At 71.6% G+C, this 14,760-nt stretch carries 15 protein-coding genes; 6 read left to right on the top strand and 9 right to left on the bottom strand.

Features of this window, described 5'->3' with window-relative positions; genetic code table 11:
- Nucleotides 1–52 precede the first annotated feature (52 nt).
- Nucleotides 53–601 carry an acyl-CoA thioesterase gene (locus ACIQVT_RS16140; protein WP_403752882.1) on the bottom strand — a complete coding sequence of 183 codons (549 nt, stop codon included), beginning with the start codon at nt 599–601 and terminating at the stop codon, nt 53–55.
- Between the two features lie 117 nt (nt 602–718).
- Between ACIQVT_RS16140 and ACIQVT_RS16135 the strand changes: the two genes are divergently transcribed.
- Nucleotides 719–1,996, top strand: coding sequence for an LCP family protein (locus tag ACIQVT_RS16135; RefSeq protein ID WP_403752879.1), 1,278 nt, complete (start codon nt 719–721; stop codon nt 1,994–1,996).
- Between the two features lie 68 nt (nt 1,997–2,064).
- On the opposite strand, the gene ACIQVT_RS16130 is transcribed toward ACIQVT_RS16135, so the two are convergent.
- Nucleotides 2,065–2,427, bottom strand: coding sequence for a four-helix bundle copper-binding protein (locus ACIQVT_RS16130; RefSeq protein WP_403752876.1), 363 nt, complete (start codon nt 2,425–2,427; stop codon nt 2,065–2,067).
- Nucleotides 2,428–2,600: 173 nt separating this feature from the next.
- A complete protein-coding gene (locus ACIQVT_RS16125; RefSeq protein WP_403752873.1) occupies nt 2,601–3,773 on the bottom strand; it encodes an acyl-CoA dehydrogenase family protein in 1,173 nt (390 codons plus the stop codon).
- A 190-nt stretch (nt 3,774–3,963) separates the two neighbouring features.
- Here ACIQVT_RS16125 and ACIQVT_RS16120 point away from each other — a divergent pair, with 190 nt between their 5' ends.
- Nucleotides 3,964–5,307, top strand: a complete 1,344-nt coding sequence (locus tag ACIQVT_RS16120; protein ID WP_403752871.1) for a UDP-glucose dehydrogenase family protein — start codon at nt 3,964–3,966, stop codon at nt 5,305–5,307.
- A 91-nt stretch (nt 5,308–5,398) separates the two neighbouring features.
- Here ACIQVT_RS16120 and ACIQVT_RS16115 read toward each other — a convergent pair whose 3' ends face one another.
- Nucleotides 5,399–5,905 carry a CGNR zinc finger domain-containing protein gene (locus ACIQVT_RS16115; protein WP_403752868.1) on the bottom strand — a complete coding sequence of 169 codons (507 nt, stop codon included), beginning with the start codon at nt 5,903–5,905 and terminating at the stop codon, nt 5,399–5,401.
- 84 nt (nt 5,906–5,989) lie between these two features.
- Here ACIQVT_RS16115 and ACIQVT_RS16110 point away from each other — a divergent pair, with 84 nt between their 5' ends.
- On the top strand, nt 5,990–6,349 hold the full coding sequence (locus ACIQVT_RS16110) for a VOC family protein (RefSeq protein WP_403752865.1): 360 nt from the start codon (nt 5,990–5,992) through the stop codon (nt 6,347–6,349).
- A 67-nt stretch (nt 6,350–6,416) separates the two neighbouring features.
- Complete coding sequence (locus tag ACIQVT_RS16105; RefSeq protein ID WP_403752862.1) at nt 6,417–6,803, top strand: VOC family protein; 387 nt, start codon at nt 6,417–6,419, stop codon at nt 6,801–6,803.
- 3 nt (nt 6,804–6,806) lie between these two features.
- Here ACIQVT_RS16105 and ACIQVT_RS16100 read toward each other — a convergent pair whose 3' ends face one another.
- Genes ACIQVT_RS16100 through ACIQVT_RS16090 form a run of 3 tightly spaced genes read right to left on the bottom strand, consistent with a single transcriptional unit; the run spans nt 6,807 to nt 9,648 of the window.
- Complete coding sequence (locus tag ACIQVT_RS16100; RefSeq protein WP_403752859.1) at nt 6,807–7,994, bottom strand: dipeptidase; 1,188 nt, start codon at nt 7,992–7,994, stop codon at nt 6,807–6,809.
- Nucleotides 7,991–8,512, bottom strand: a complete 522-nt coding sequence (gene purE / locus ACIQVT_RS16095; RefSeq protein ID WP_403752856.1) for a 5-(carboxyamino)imidazole ribonucleotide mutase — start codon at nt 8,510–8,512, stop codon at nt 7,991–7,993. Before purE ends, ACIQVT_RS16100 begins: the two co-directional genes overlap by 4 nt.
- Entirely contained in the window at nt 8,509–9,648 is a 1,140-nt protein-coding gene (locus ACIQVT_RS16090) for a 5-(carboxyamino)imidazole ribonucleotide synthase (RefSeq protein WP_403752853.1), read from the bottom strand. The genes purE and ACIQVT_RS16090 overlap by 4 nt, the downstream gene beginning before the upstream one ends.
- Nucleotides 9,649–9,831: 183 nt before the next feature.
- On the opposite strand from ACIQVT_RS16090, the gene ACIQVT_RS16085 reads away from it, so the two are divergent.
- On the top strand, nt 9,832–10,338 hold the full coding sequence (locus tag ACIQVT_RS16085) for a GtrA family protein (protein WP_403752850.1): 507 nt from the start codon (nt 9,832–9,834) through the stop codon (nt 10,336–10,338).
- A 61-nt stretch (nt 10,339–10,399) separates the two neighbouring features.
- On the opposite strand, the gene ACIQVT_RS16080 is transcribed toward ACIQVT_RS16085, so the two are convergent.
- On the bottom strand, nt 10,400–11,671 hold the full coding sequence (locus ACIQVT_RS16080) for an ATP-binding protein (RefSeq protein ID WP_403752847.1): 1,272 nt from the start codon (nt 11,669–11,671) through the stop codon (nt 10,400–10,402).
- A 71-nt stretch (nt 11,672–11,742) separates the two neighbouring features.
- Nucleotides 11,743–12,420: a response regulator transcription factor gene (locus ACIQVT_RS16075; protein WP_030653180.1), complete on the bottom strand. Its 678-nt coding sequence runs from the start codon at nt 12,418–12,420 to the stop codon at nt 11,743–11,745.
- 489 nt (nt 12,421–12,909) lie between these two features.
- Between ACIQVT_RS16075 and ACIQVT_RS16070 the strand changes: the two genes are divergently transcribed.
- A complete protein-coding gene (locus ACIQVT_RS16070) occupies nt 12,910–14,415 on the top strand; it encodes a peptide MFS transporter (protein ID WP_403752843.1) in 1,506 nt (501 codons plus the stop codon).
- The last annotated feature ends 345 nt before the right edge of the window (nt 14,416–14,760 follow it).

The raw sequence follows: 14,760 nt of genomic DNA, 5'->3' as shown, positions 1-14,760 counted from the left end.
GCGGCCCGGTGACGGACCGGGCCCGCGCCCGGCACGGCCCGAACGAGAGGCCCTAGTCCTCGAAGCCCTCCGCGGCGCGCTTCTCGCGCAGCTCGCGGATCGCCCGGCGGCGGGCCAGCCGGTGCGTGCGGCGGATCTGGGCCTCCTGGTAACGGCGGCGGTCGCGGTCGGTCTCCGGCATCACCGGCGGCACCCGGCGCGGGCTGCCGTCGGCGTCCACGGCCGCGAAGACCAGGTAGGCCGAGCCGACCTGGGTGGCCGGGTCGGACTCGTTCCAGCGTTCGGCCAGGACCCGGACGCCGATCTCCATGGAGGTCCGGCCGGTCCAGTTCACCTGCGCCTTGACGTGGACCAGGTCGCCGACGCGGACCGGCTCCAGGAACACCATCTCGTCCATCGACGCGGTGACGGCGGGTCCGCCGGAGTGCCGGCCCGCCACCGCGCCCGCCGCGTCGTCCACCAGCTTCATGATCACCCCGCCGTGCACCGTCCCCAGCAGGTTGGTGTCGTTGTGGGTCATGATGTGACTGAGCGTGGTGCGCGAGGCGGACGTGGGCTTGCCCGGGATGTCCGTTTCCCTGTCCATGGCCTGGTCTGTCATGCCCTCCACCTTATGCCGAGCACCGTTCGCGGAATTTGTGTCGGGTTCGCAACAGCGGCGCCCTGATTCCCCGACAGCCCTTGGGAGCGGACGGCGGCGCCCTGCACACTGGGGCCCATGAATGACTGGCCCGAGGGATGGTCCGACCACAACGGGGGCACGCGCCACGGACGCGGCGGTGCCGGCGCGCCGCCCGAGGGCGCGCGCGTGATGCGCCAGGTGCGGCGGAACCCGTCGGCACCGCCGTACGGCGCCGGCGTGCCGCAGCAGCCCTCGTACGTCGACGGACGCGGGCACGACGACGGCGGCCCGGACGCGTACGACAGCGGCTACAACACCGGCCAGGTCTACGGCGCCCCCGGCGGCCGCGGCCCGGGCGGCACCGGCACAGCGGCCGGCCGCGCCCCGCGCCCGGCGCCGAACTGGCGGCGCCGGATCAAGTGGACGGCGATCACGGTGGCGACCGTGGTGGTCGTCACGTCGGTCGCGACCTACTTCTGGGCCGACTCCAAGCTGCGCCGCGAGGTGGACCTGTCCACCGTCATCGACCGGCCGGAGGCGGGCGACGGCACGAACTACCTGATCGTCGGCTCCGACAGCCGGGAGGGCATGTCCAAGGCGGACGAGAAGAACCTGCACACCGGCGGCGCCGAGGGCAAGCGCACCGACTCGATGATGATCCTGCACGTCGGGAGCAACGGCGACACGCTGGTCTCGCTGCCGCGCGACTCCGACGTGGAGATCCCCTCGTACCGGGGCTCGACGTCCGGGAAGACCTATCCCGCCCGGGGCCGGCACGAGAAGCTGAACGCGGCCTACGCCGAGGACGGGCCGACCCTGCTGGTCCGCGCGGTCGAGTACAACACCGGCCTGCACATAGACCACTACGTGGAGATCGGCTTCCAGGGCTTCGCGAACATCGTGGACGCGGTCGGCGGGGTCGACATCACCATCGACAAGGCCTTCAAGGACAAGTGGTCCGGCGCCGACTTCAAGGCCGGCAAGCAGACCCTGAACGGCAGGCAGGCCCTCGCCTTCGTCCGCACCCGGCACGCGTTCGCCGCGTCCGACCTCCAGCGCACCAAGAACCAGCAGAAGTTCCTGGCCGCCCTGGCCCACCAGGTGGCCACCCCGTCGACGGTCCTGAACCCCTTCAAGCTCTACCCGACCATGGGCGCGGGCCTGGACTCCCTCATCGTCGACAAGGACATGTCGCTGTGGGACCTGGCCTCCATGTTCTGGGCGATGAAGGGTGTCAGCGGCGGTGACGGCACCTCGATGAACATGCCGATCTCCGGTTCCGCCGGCGGCAACCTGCTCTGGGACAAGGCGAAGGTGAAGACCCTCGTCAAGGAGCTGAACGACGACGAGAAGGTCACCGTCGCCGGCAGCTGAAGGCGCGAGGGCGCGGTGCAAGGGCACCCGGGGAGGGTGCCCTTGACGCGTGGCCCGGCCGGGCCGTGTCACATGGTGGCGCCCGCCATGGCGCGACAGGTCTCCGCGCAGCGGCGACACGCCTCGGCGCAGCGCATCATCTGCTGGTCGTCCGGCATGGACATGCACGCCTCGGCGCACATGTCGCAGACCTTCGCGCAGAGCATGCTCATCTCGCCGGCCATGGGCGAGCGCCGCATCATCATGTCGGCGCACATCCGGGTCGCCTCGGAGCAGTCCATGAGCGCGCGCATGACCTGCATCTGCGCCTGCCCGCCCTGCTGCATGCAGGAGCTCATGGTCTCCTCGCACATGCTGTGGCAGCTCATGCAGGCCTCGATGCAGTCCTGCATCTGCTGGGTCATGGCGGGCATCATTCCGGACTGGGTCATGGCTCCTCCTCGGAGGCGGTGGGGGTCCGGGGCGGCCCCCGTCTGGTTCCGTCCTACGTCCCGCACGGCGGCCGCGCACGTCGGCCTACCGCCCTACGGCCCAGCGGACCGACGGACCATGACCACAGCCCCCGGCGCGCGCGCCGGGGGCTGTGGAGGGTGACCGCGTCCCGTTACGGCAGGTTCCTCGCCATGACGATCCGCTGCACCTGGTTGGTGCCCTCGTAGATCTGGGTGATCTTCGCGTCGCGCATCATGCGCTCCACCGGGTAGTCACGGGTGTAGCCGTAGCCGCCGAGGAGCTGGACGGCGTCGGTGGTGACCTCCATGGCGGTGTCGGAGGCGAAGCACTTGGCGGCGGCGCCCAGGTAGGTGAGGTCCTTCTCCTCGCCCCCGGCGGCGACGCGCTCGGAGGCGGCGGCGGCCTGGTAGGTGAGGGCACGGGCCGCCGAGATCTTCATGGACATGTCGGCGAGCATGAACTGGATGCCCTGGAAGTCCGCGATCGGCTTGCCGAACTGCTTGCGCTCCTGGACGTAGCCCTTGGCGTAGTCGAGAGCGCCCTGGGCGACACCGAGGGCCTGGGCGGCGATGGTGATGCGGGTGTGGTCCAGGGTCTTCATGGCGGTGGCGAAGCCGGTGCCCTCCTCGCCGATCATGCGGTCGGCGGGGATGCGGACGTTGTCGAAGTAGACCTCGCGGGTGGGCGAGCCCTTGATGCCGAGCTTCTTCTCGGGGGCGCCGAAGGAGACGCCCTCGTCGGACTTCTCGACCACGAACGCCGAGATGCCCTTCGAGCGCTTCGACGGGTCGGTCACGGCCATCACCGTGTAGTACTCCGACACACCCGCGTTGGTGATCCAGCGCTTGACGCCGTTGAGGATCCAGTGGTCGCCGTCGCGGACCGCCTTGGTCTTCATGCCGGCCGCGTCCGAGCCCGCGTCCGGCTCGGAGAGGCAGTACGAGAACATCGCGTCGCCCTTGGCGAGCGGGCCCAGGTACTTCTTCTTCAGGTCCGCGGAGCCGGAGAGGATCACCGGGAGCGAGCCGAGCTTGTTGACGGCCGGGATCAGCGAGGAGGACACGCAGACGCGGGCCACCTCCTCGATGACGATGACCGTGGCGAGCGCGTCGGCGCCGGCCCCGCCGTACTCCTCGGGTACGTGCACCGCGTGCAGGTCATTGGCGACCAGGGCGTCCAGCGCCTCCTGCGGGAAGCGGGCCTCCTCGTCCACCGCCGCCGCGTACGGCGCGATCTTCGCCTCGGCCAGGGCCCGGACGACGTCACGGAGCATGTCGTGCTCCTCGGTCGGGCGGTACAGGTCGAAGTCAGCCGTTCCGGCCACGGTCTCTCACGCTCCAAAGACGCAGTGATACTGACGCTAATTACCGTTAAGTAACTGAATTTTAGAGCTCTGCCGCGAACACGCCTACGTGAGTTTGGCGACAGCGGGAAAAGTGCCCGGTGACCGGCCCGACTATGCTCAGGCACCGCATGACCGAGCAGGACCGACGGACCGGAGCTGGAGCACCCGCATGAGCCTGAAGATCACCGTGATCGGCACCGGTTACCTGGGCGCCACCCATGCCGCGGCCATGGCCGAGCTGGGCTTCGAGGTGCTGGGGCTGGACGTCGTACCGGAGAAGATCGCCATGCTGGAGCGCGGAGAGAGCCCGATGTACGAGCCGGGCCTGGAGGAGCTGCTGCGCCGGCACGTGGCCGGGATCGAGGGTTCCACCGGGCGGCTGCGGTTCACCATGGACTGGGCGGAGGCCGGCGCCTTCGGCGACGTGCACTTCGTGTGCGTGAACACGCCGCAGAAGCACGGTGAGTACGCCTGCGACATGTCGTACGTCGACTCCGCGATCGCCTCCCTCGCCCCGCACCTGCACGGCCCGGCGCTGGTCGTCGGCAAGTCGACGGTGCCGGTGGGGTCCGCCGGCCGGCTGGCCGGCTACCTCGCCGAGCACGCCCCGGCCGGCGGCGACGCCGAACTCGCCTGGAATCCGGAGTTCCTGCGCGAGGGGTTCGCCGTCCAGGACACCCTGCACCCGGACCGGATCGTCGTCGGCGTGCGCAGCGAGCGCGCGGAGAAGCTGCTGCGCGAGGTGTACGCGGGTCCGGTCGGCGACGGCGCGCCGTTCGTCGTCACCGACTTCCCGACCGCGGAGCTGGTGAAGACGGCCGCGAACTCCTTCCTCGCCACCAAGATCTCCTTCATCAACGCGATGGCGGAGGTCTGCGAGGCCGCGGGCGGTGACGTGGCGCGGCTCGCGGAGGCCATCGGGCACGACGACCGCATCGGCCGGAAGTTCCTGCGCGCCGGCATCGGCTTCGGCGGCGGCTGCCTGCCCAAGGACATCCGGGCGTTCATGGCCCGCGCCGGGGAGCTGGGCGCGGACCAGGCACTGACGTTCCTGCGGGAGATCGACTCCATCAACATGCGCCGGCGCGGCCAGATGGTGGAGATGACCCGGGAGGCGCTCGGCGGCGGCTCCTTCCTCGGTAAGCGGGTGGCGGTGCTCGGCGCCACCTTCAAGCCGGACTCGGACGACGTCCGTGACTCGCCCGCGCTGAACGTGGCCGGCCAGATCCACCTCCAGGGCGGCCAGGTGACCGTCTACGACCCGAAGGGCATGGCCAACGCTCGCAAGGTCTTCCCGACCCTGGGCTACGCCGAGACGGCGCTGGAGGCGGCCCGGGGGGCGGACGTGGTGCTGCACCTGACCGAGTGGCAGGAGTTCCGCGAGCTGGACCCGGTGGCGCTCGGTGAGGCCGCGGCGGACCGGGTCCTGCTGGACGGGCGCAACACGCTGGACCCGGAGCTGTGGCGGCGGGCGGGGTGGACGTACCGGGCGATGGGACGCCCGACGGCGTAGCGCGCGACCGCGTGGCGGGTGACGCCGGTTCGGCCGAGGCTCAGTCGGCCGAACCGGCGTCCTTGCGCATTCTGCCCCAGACGGCGCCGGCTCAGGATCCCTTCGCGCGGTACCGGCGCATCTTCGCGCGGGAACCGCACACCCGCATCGAGCACCAGCGCCGGCGTCCGGCGGGGCTGCGGTCGTAGTACGCCCAGTGGCAGGTGTCGGCCTCGCACGCCTTCAGCCGGGTCCAGGTGCCGGCGACGAGCGCCTCGGCGACGGCGGCGGCGACCCGGGCGGGCAGCGGGCCCCCGTCGGCGGGGGCCAGGCGGGCCGAGCCGTCGGCGCCGTCGACGGTGACGTACAGCGGGGCCCGGGCCAGCAGGGCGGCCAGCGGGGTCACCGTGCGGTGCGGCGGGTGGCCGGCGTGGGCGAGCAGCGCGGCCCGCAGCGACTCGCGCAGCTCGCGGGCCTCGGCCAGCGCGCCGCCCGTGATCCCCAGGCGGGCGCGGCCCTCCGCGGTGTCCAGCGAGTCGGCGCCCGTCTCGACGTCCAGCGTGTTCACGAGGGACTCGATCAGGGCCAGACCGCCGGGAGCGGCCGATCTCTCGCTCATGCTTGCGACGTTACCCCCGATGCGGGAGCATGCGGTGACCGTTACCGGTTACCCGTCTACACAGGTAACACAAGGAGGTGCGTCATGGCTCTCGCCGAGTTCGGTGTGGTGGTCCTGGACTGTCCGGACCCCCTCGCGCTGGCCGGTTTCTACGCCGCCGTGCTGGGCGGCGCGGTGGAGGGGGAGGGTGAGTGGGTGGACCTGAGGGTGCCCGGCGGGCCGGCGCTGGCCTTCCAGCGGGCGCCCGGGTGGGTGCCGCCGCGCTGGCCCGCCCCGGACGCCTCGCAGCAGTTCCACCTGGACCTGGTGGTGGACGACCTGGACGCGGCCGAGAAGGGGGTGCTGGAGCTGGGGGCGGAGCCGCTGGACACGGCGGACCGCTCGCGCGGCTTCCGTGTCTACGCCGACCCGGCGGGGCACCCGTTCTGCCTCTGCGCCCGCTGACCGGGCGCACCCGTATTCGTATTCGTACTCGTACTCGTACCAGTTGGTCGTATCCGAAGGAGACATCATGGCGTCCGTCGCCCGTCTGCGTTCCGTCGTGCTCGACTGTCCCGATCCGCACGCGCTGGCCGCCTTCTACGCGGCCGTGGCCGGCGGCACCCCGCAGGCCGAGGACGACGACTGGGTCGCGCTGCGGGTGCCGGACGGGCCGCGGCTGGCCTTCCAGCGGGTCGAGGGACACACCCCGCCGGAGTGGCCCCGCGCGGACCGCAACGGCCAGCAGTTCCACCTGGACTTCGACGCCGGCAGCACCTGGGCGGAGCTCGACGCGGCGCACGAGCGGGTGCTGGCGCTCGGCGCCCGCCCGCTGGAACTGGCCGACCGGGAGAAGCGGGACTTCCAGGTGTACGCCGACCCGGCCGGGCACCCGTTCTGCCTGTGCCGCATCGAGTGACGGTCAGCCGTCGAGCGATCCTATGGTGGCGAGGGACGGCGCCCGGGTGGCCTGGAGGTCACGGGCCACGTCCTCCGCCGCGCCCAGCACGCGCACCGCGTTCTGCCAGGTCAGCTTGGCGAGGTCGGCCCTGGACCAGCCTCGGTCGAGCAGTTCGGCGAGCAGGTTCGGATAGCCGGAGACGTCGTCCAGGCCGTCCGGGGTGAACGCGGTGCCGTCGTAGTCGCCGCCGATGCCGAGGTGGTCGACGCCGGCCACCTCGCGCATGTGGTCCAGGTGGTCCGCCACCGTGGAGACCGTGGCGACGGGACGCGGGGTGCGTTCCTCGAACTCGCGGTGCAGCCTCATCGCCTCCGGGCCGGTGTCCAGGTGGTGGAGGCCGTGGGCGCGCAGGTTCTCGTCGGCCGCGGCCGTCCAGTCGACGGCCGCCTGGAGCACGAACTTCGGCACGAACGTCACCATGGCCACGCCGCCGTTGGCGGGCAGCCGCTCCAGGACGTCGTCGGGGATGTTGCGCGGGTGGTCGCAGACGGCGCGGGCCGAGGAGTGCGAGAAGATCACCGGCGCGGCGGCCGTCTCCAACGCGTCGCGCATGGTCGTCGCCGCGACGTGCGAGAGGTCGACCAGCATGCCGGTGCGGTTCATCTCCCGGACGACCTCACGGCCGAACGCGGTGAGACCCCCCGCCCTCGGCTCGTCGGTCGCCGAGTCCGCCCAGTCCACGTTGGAGTTGTGGGTGAGGGTCATGTACCGCACGCCGAGCGCGTGCAGGCCGCGCAGGGTGCCCAGCGAGTTGGCGATGGAGTGGCCGCCCTCGGCCCCCATCAGCGAGGCGATACGGCCCTCACCGCGCGCCCGGGTCATGTCCGCGGCGGTCAGCGCGGGCGCCAGGTCCGCCGGGTAGCGGGCGAGCAGCTGCCGGACGCAGTCGATCTGCTCCAGCGTCGCCGCGACCGGCTCGGGCTCCTCGGCGGGCACGTACACCGACCAGTACTGCGCGCCGACGCCGCCCTCGCGCAACCTCGGCAGGTCGGTGTGCAGGTGGGCGTCCTGGGGTACGGCGATGTCGAGCTTGTCCAGGTCGTACCCGGCCGCCTTGCGCAGCGCCCAGGGCAGGTCGTTGTGGCCGTCGACGACCGGGAACTCGCGCAGCAGCTCCCGGGCGCCGGCCAGGGACGTCGGCGCGGTCACTTGCCGAAGCCGAAGCCGCTCGCGCCCTCCACCTTGGAGCGCAGCCGCTTGCCCTTCTCGGTGGCCTGGTCGTTGAGTTCCTGCTGGAAGTCGCGCATCCGGTGCAGCAGGTCCTCGTCGTGCGCGGCGAGCATCCGGGCCGCGAGGAGGCCGGCGTTGCGGGCGCCGGCGACGGAGACCGTGGCGACCGGGACACCGGCGGGCATCTGCACGATGGACAGCAGCGAGTCCATGCCGTCCAGGTACTTCAGCGGCACCGGCACGCCGATGACCGGCAGCGGGGTGACGGAGGCGAGCATGCCGGGCAGGTGGGCGGCGCCGCCCGCGCCGGCGATGATCGCCTTCAGGCCGCGGTCGGCGGCCTGCTCCCCGTACGTGATCATCTCGCGGGGCATGCGGTGCGCGGAGACGACGTCGACCTCGTAGGGGATCTCGAACTCGTCCAGGGCCTTGGCGGCGGCTTCCATGACGGGCCAGTCGGAGTCCGACCCCATGACGATGCCAACAACGGGGCTCATTCGGTGATGGTGCCTCTCAGGTAGCCGGCTGCGTGACGGGCGCGCTCCAGCACGTCGTCCAGGTCGTCGCCGTAGGTGTTGACGTGTCCGACCTTGCGGCCGGGCTTCACGTCCTTGCCGTACATGTGGATCTTGAGCTTGGGGTCGCGGGCCATGCAGTGCAGGTACGCCCCGTACATGTCCGGGTAGTCGCCGCCCAGGACGTTGACCATGACCGTCCACGGCTGGCGGGGACGCGGGTCGCCGAGCGGCAGGTCGAGGACCGCGCGGACGTGGTTGGCGAACTGGGAGGTGACGGCGCCGTCCATGCTCCAGTGGCCGGAGTTGTGCGGGCGCATGGCCAGCTCGTTGACCAGGACGCGGCCGTCGCGGGTCTGGAACAGCTCCACGGCGAGGTGCCCGACGACACCCAGTTCCTTGGCGATGGTCAGCGCCAGCCGCTCGGCGTGCAGGGCGAGGGTCTCGTCCAGGTCCGGCGCGGGGGCGATCACGGTGTCGCAGACGCCGTCGACCTGCCGCGATTCCACCACCGGGTAGGCGACGGCCTGGCCGTGCGGGGAGCGCACGACGTTGGCGGCCAGCTCGCGGACGTAGTCGACCTTCTCCTCGGCGAGGACCGGCACGCCCGCGCGGAACGGCGCGGCGGCCTCCTCGGCGGAGCCGACGACCCACACGCCCTTGCCGTCGTAGCCGCCGCGGACGGTCTTGAGGACGACCGGGAAGCCGTCGCCCTCCGCCGCGAAGGCGGCCACGTCCGCGGGATCGCTCACGATCCGGTGGCGTGGGCAGGGGATGCCGATCGCGTCGAGCCTCGCGCGCATCACGCCCTTGTCCTGGGCGTGCACCAGCGCGTCCGGGCCGGGGCGGACGGGGATGCCGTCCGCCTCCAGGGCACGCAGGTGCTCGGTCGGCACGTGCTCGTGATCGAAGGTGATCACGTCACAGCCGCGCGCGAACTCGCGCAGCGTGTCCAGGTCGCGGTAGTCGCCGATGACGACATCACCGACGACCTGCGCCGCGGAATCCTGAGGAGTGTCACTGAGAAGCTTGAACCTGATGCCCAACGGGATGCCCGCCTCGTGCGTCATACGCGCGAGCTGCCCCCCGCCGACCATGCCGACTACCGGGAACGTCACACCCCTAGCGTATCGGCCACGGCGGCGCGGCCGGATACCGTCCCGGTCCCGATCTCTTACCCAGCGCTTTCCCGGCTCTTTCCGACCCGTTCCCGGGACGTGTCCCGGCCCACGGGCATCGGTGCCCCGGCCCGGATAGCATGACCGCGACGACCGGAACCTACCGACGGGAGCTGCACAGCCATGGAACCTCGTTCCGGGGGGCTGCAACGGCTCGTACGCGAGGTGGCCAAGTTCGGGGCCGTCGGCGGTGCCGGCGTCCTCGTCAATCTCGGCGTCTTCAACCTGGTCCGGCACGTCTCCGGGCTGCCGGTGGTGCGGGCCAGCGTCATCGCGACCGTCGTGGCGATCGTCTTCAACTACGTCGGTTTCCGCTACTGGACCTACCGGGACCGTGACAAGCACGGCCGCACCAAGGAACTCTCGCTGTTCCTGCTGTTCAGCGTGATCGGCCTGGTGATCGAGAACGGCCTGCTGTACCTGGCGACCTACGGCTTCGGCTGGGACAGCCCGCTCCAGAGCAACGTCTTCAAGTTCGTCGGCATCGGTGTCGCGACGCTGTTCCGGTTCTGGTCGTACCGCACCTGGGTGTTCCGGGCGCTGCCCTCCGACGAGGCGGAGTCGATCCTCGCGGCCGAGGCGGAGCAGCCTGCACCGCGCTCCTCGGAGCGGCTGCGGCGCGTGCGCTGACGGGAGCGCCGGAGCGCGTGCGCTGATCGGGACGTCACGGCGCGTCCGGTGACGGGGGCGCTCAGCGGACCGTCGGCCGGTCCTCGTCCGGGGTCCGCGCCGGGGGCGTGCGGGACAGGAACAGGCCGAAGACCGGGGGCTGCGCCTGGAGCAGTTCCAGCCGGCCGCCGTCGGCCTCCGCGAGGTCCCGGGCGACGGCCAGGCCGATGCCCGTGGAGTTGCGCCCGCTGATGGTCCGCTCGAAGATCCGCGCGCCGAGGTCGGCCGGCACGCCGGGCCCCTCGTCGGTGACCTCCACCACGGCCTGGTTGCCGGTGACCCGGGTTCGCAGGGCGACGGTCCCGCCGCCGTGCATGAGGGAGTTCTCGATCAGCGCGGCCAGCACCTGCGCGACCGCGCCCGGGGTGCCGACCGCCTGGAGGTGCCGTTTGCCGGAGCTGACGACCGCCCGGCCGGCGCTGCGGTAGGCGGGCCGCCACTCGGCGAGCTGCTGCTGGATGACCTCGTCGAGGTCGAAGGTGACGGCGGAGCCGGTGCGCGGGTCGCGGGAGTTGGTCAGCAGCCGCTGGACGACGTCCGTCAGCCGCTCCACCTGCGTCAGCGCGATGGTCGCCTCCTCCTTCACCGTGTCCGGGTCGTCGGTGAGGGTGATCTCCTCCAGCCGCATCGACAGGGCGGTCAGCGGCGTCCGGAGCTGGTGGGAGGCGTCGGCGGCCAGCCGCCGCTCGGCGGTCAGCATGCGTCCGATCCGCTCGGCGGAGGCGTCCAGCACGTCGGCGACCCGGTCCAGCTCGGGGACGCCGTAGCGCTTGTGCCGGGGGCGCGGGTCGCCGGAGCCGAGGCGCTCGGCGGTCTCGGCGAGGTCGGTCAGCGGGGAGGCGAGCCGGCTGGCCTGGCGGACGGCGAGGAGTACGGCGGCGACCACGGCGAGCAGCGCCACCAGCCCGATGATCAGCAGGGTGCGGCCGACCTCGCGGGTCACCGCGGAGCGCGGCTCCTCGACGGTGACGCTCTCGCCCTCCTCGCCGGTCTGCCGGGCGCGGATGACGTCACCCTCCGGCGGGGTGCCGATCTCGATGGGCGGCCGGCCGGGCATGCGGATCACCGCGTACTGCTCCTTGCTGACCGGATTGCGCAGCACGTCCGCGTTGACGTTCTCGGCGGCCAGGATCCGGCTGTCCACGATGCTGGCCAGCCGCACCGCCTCGGAGTACACCCGCTCCTGGGCGCTGTTGCTGATCGTCCGCGTCTCCACGATCACCAGGGAGACACCGAAGACGGCGATCACCACCAGGACGACGGCGAGGGTGGACTGGATGAGACGTCGGCGCATGGTCGGTCACCTGTGCTGTCGCTGGGTCCGGGCTCGGCTCTGCTAGCTCGGCCGGGCCGGCCGCGGCCGGCTCAGCTCTTCTCGAAGCGGAAGCCCACGCCGCGGACCGTGGCGATGTACCTCGGGTTCGCCGCGTCGTCACCGAGCTTCTTGCGCAGCCAGGAGATGTGCATGTCGAGGGTCTTGGTCGAGGACCACCAGGTGGTGTCCCACACCTCGCGCATGAGCTGGTCCCGGGTCACCACCCGGCCGGCGTCGCGCACCAGGACCCGCAGCAGGTCGAACTCCTTGGCGGTGAGCTGGAGTTCCTCGTCGCCCATCCAGGCCCGGTGCGACTCCACGTCGATCCGGACCCCGTGCGTGGCCGGCGGCTGCTGCGGCTCGGCGGCGCCGCGCCGCAGCAGGGCCCGGACCCGGGCGAGCAGTTCGGCGAGCCGGAACGGCTTGGTGACGTAGTCGTCGGCGCCCGCGTCCAGGCCGACGACGGTGTCCACCTCGTCGGCCCGCGCGGTCAGGATGAGGATGGGCACGGTGTGGCCGTCGGCGCGCAGCCGGCGGGCGACCTCCAGGCCGTCCATGCCGGGCAGGCCGAGGTCCAGCACGACCAGGTCGACACCGCCCTGCATTCCGGCGTCGAGCGCGGCGGGTCCGTCCTCGCGCACCTCGACCTCGTAACCTTCCCGGCGCAGGGCGCGGGCCAGCGGCTCCGAGATGGACGCGTCGTCCTCGGCGAGCAGTACACGGGTCATGGAGTGATGGTAGACCGCCCGCGGAAGGTGCCGGGGCATGATCACCTCCCCCGCTTCTTACCTTCGCGGCCGACTGGTACGAACCATTGACCTGGGGATGGGATCGTAGGAGAGACCTTCGAATTCCCTCGCGCGGTTCCCGCGACACCTGTGATCCGCGTCTCAAGTCCTTCCATATCCGGCAGTGTCCTGCCGTATGGTGACCTGAACGCCTGTAGTACACCGGGGGCCTTCCGCGGACACTGTCGCTGAAGGTCCCATTCGTGTGCGGGCTGACCAAGGTCAGCCTTGAAAGGAATGACCTCTGGCCGGGCCCCGGACGCAGCGACGCGCCGGGGCGTGGATCCCGGTGGTCGCCGCCCGCCGCTTCCGTGATCCGGAACGGACTCCCCCTGGGCGTGGGGGTGGACGGCCGACCCCGCCGGTGCCGGCCGCACCCCCACCGGGCGCGCACGCTCGACCGCGCGTCCCGACCAGCAAGGAACGACCATGGCGTCCAGCCTGACGAAGGACTCGGTCCGCCCGGGCACCCCCGGGTCCGGGAAGACCTTCTTCGGCCACCCCCGCGGACTGGCCACTCTCTTCATGACCGAGATGTGGGAGCGCTTCTCCTACTACGGCATGAGGGCCCTGCTCCCGCTGTACCTGGTGGCCCCGGGTGGCCTGCACATGAACGCGGGCACGGCGACCGCGATCTACTCCGTGTACGTGTCGCTCGTCTACCTGCTCGCCCTGCCCGGCGGCTGGTTCGCCGACCGGGTGCTCGGCCCCCGCAAGACCGTGGCCGTCGCCGGTCTGGTCATCATGCTCGGCCACCTGTGCCTGGCGCTGCCCGCCGCCGCCAGCTTCTTCGTCGGCCTGGGGCTCGTCGCCATCGGCTCCGGCCTGCTGAAGGCCAACATCTCCACCATGGTCGGCCACCTCTACAAGGGCCCGGACGACCCGCGCCGGGACGCCGGCTTCACCCTGTTCTACATCGGTATCAACCTCGGTGCCTTCGTCGCGCCGCTGGTCATCGGCACCGTCGGTGAGAACGTCAACTGGCACCTGGGCTTCGCGCTGGCCGCGCTCGGCATGGCGCTGGGTCTCGCCCAGTACCTGCTCGGCGGACGCCACCTGAACCCGCGCAGCAGCGAGGTCCCCACCCCGCTGTCGGCCGCGGAGAAGGCCGCCACGCTGCGCAAGGGCCTGATCTGGCTGGCCGTCGCCGCCGTCTTCTACGGCGCCGTGAGCTTCTCCGGCCACTTCACCCTGAACTGGGCGCTGATCCCGCTCACCCTGATCGGCCTGATCGTGCCCATCCTGGTCATCGCCCGGATCCTGCGCGACAAGGACCTGGCCCCGGCGGAGCGCTCGAAGGTCTCGGCGTACATCTGGTTCTTCGTGGCCGCCGCCGTCTTCTGGATGATCTACGACCAGGGCGGCTCGACGATGTCGATCTTCGCCCAGGACTCGGCCAGGAACTCGATCGCCGGCTGGACCTTCCCGGTCTCCTGGTACCAGTCGGTCAACCCGGTCATGATCATGGCCCTGGCGCCCGTCTTCGCCTGGCTGTGGCTGTGGCTGAACCGGCGCGGCAAGGAGCCGAGCACGATCGTGAAGTTCTCCTCCGGCCTGGTGCTGGTGGGCGCGTCCTTCTTCCTCTTCCTCGCCCCCCTGTCCATCGCCCAGGGCGGTCACAAGGCCGCGGCGCTGTGGCTGGTCGCGATCTACTTCGTGCAGACCGTCGGTGAGCTGACGCTGTCCCCGGTGGGTCTGTCGGTGACGACGAAGATGGCGCCGAAGAAGTACGCCTCCCAGATGATGGGCGTCTGGTTCCTCGCGGTCACCGCGGGCGACTCGATCACCGCGCTGCTGTCCAACCCGGCCGTCGGCGGCGTCAACCTCGACAGGATGGGCTTCGTCGCCCTCGAGGCCGTGCTCGCCGTGATCGCCGGTTTCGCGGTGTGGATGTACCGCAACAAGGTCAAGAAGCTCATGGGCGACGTGAACTGACCCCCGGCGAGACCGAAGGAGGGCCACCGCATCCCGGCGATGCGGTGGCCCTCCGGGCGTTCCGGGTGCCTACCGTGCCCTCGGGGGGCGGGCGGTGAGCGCCGGGCGGGCGGCACGGGCACCGGGTACGCGACACGGTGTCCGCCGCCTCCCACACCCCCTACCGGACGGGACCCGGGGGTGCCGGCCGAGCGGCTGAAGTACCGGTTCTCCTTCAGGCGGAGGCCGACCGTTCCCACAGCGGCGCGCTCGGGCCCGGCGACTACCGCGCGCGTGCGGCGCTCGCCCGGCACGCCGCCGACCCGCGCGTGCCGGAGCAGGCGGCGGCACCGGGTGCCCTCCACG

This window comes from Streptomyces sp. NPDC100445 (genome assembly GCF_044759735.1).
GTDB lineage: Bacteria > Actinomycetota > Actinomycetes > Streptomycetales > Streptomycetaceae > Streptomyces.
The sequence above is the reverse complement of the archived record's forward strand: the minus strand, read 5'-3'. Positions and strand labels throughout refer to the sequence as shown.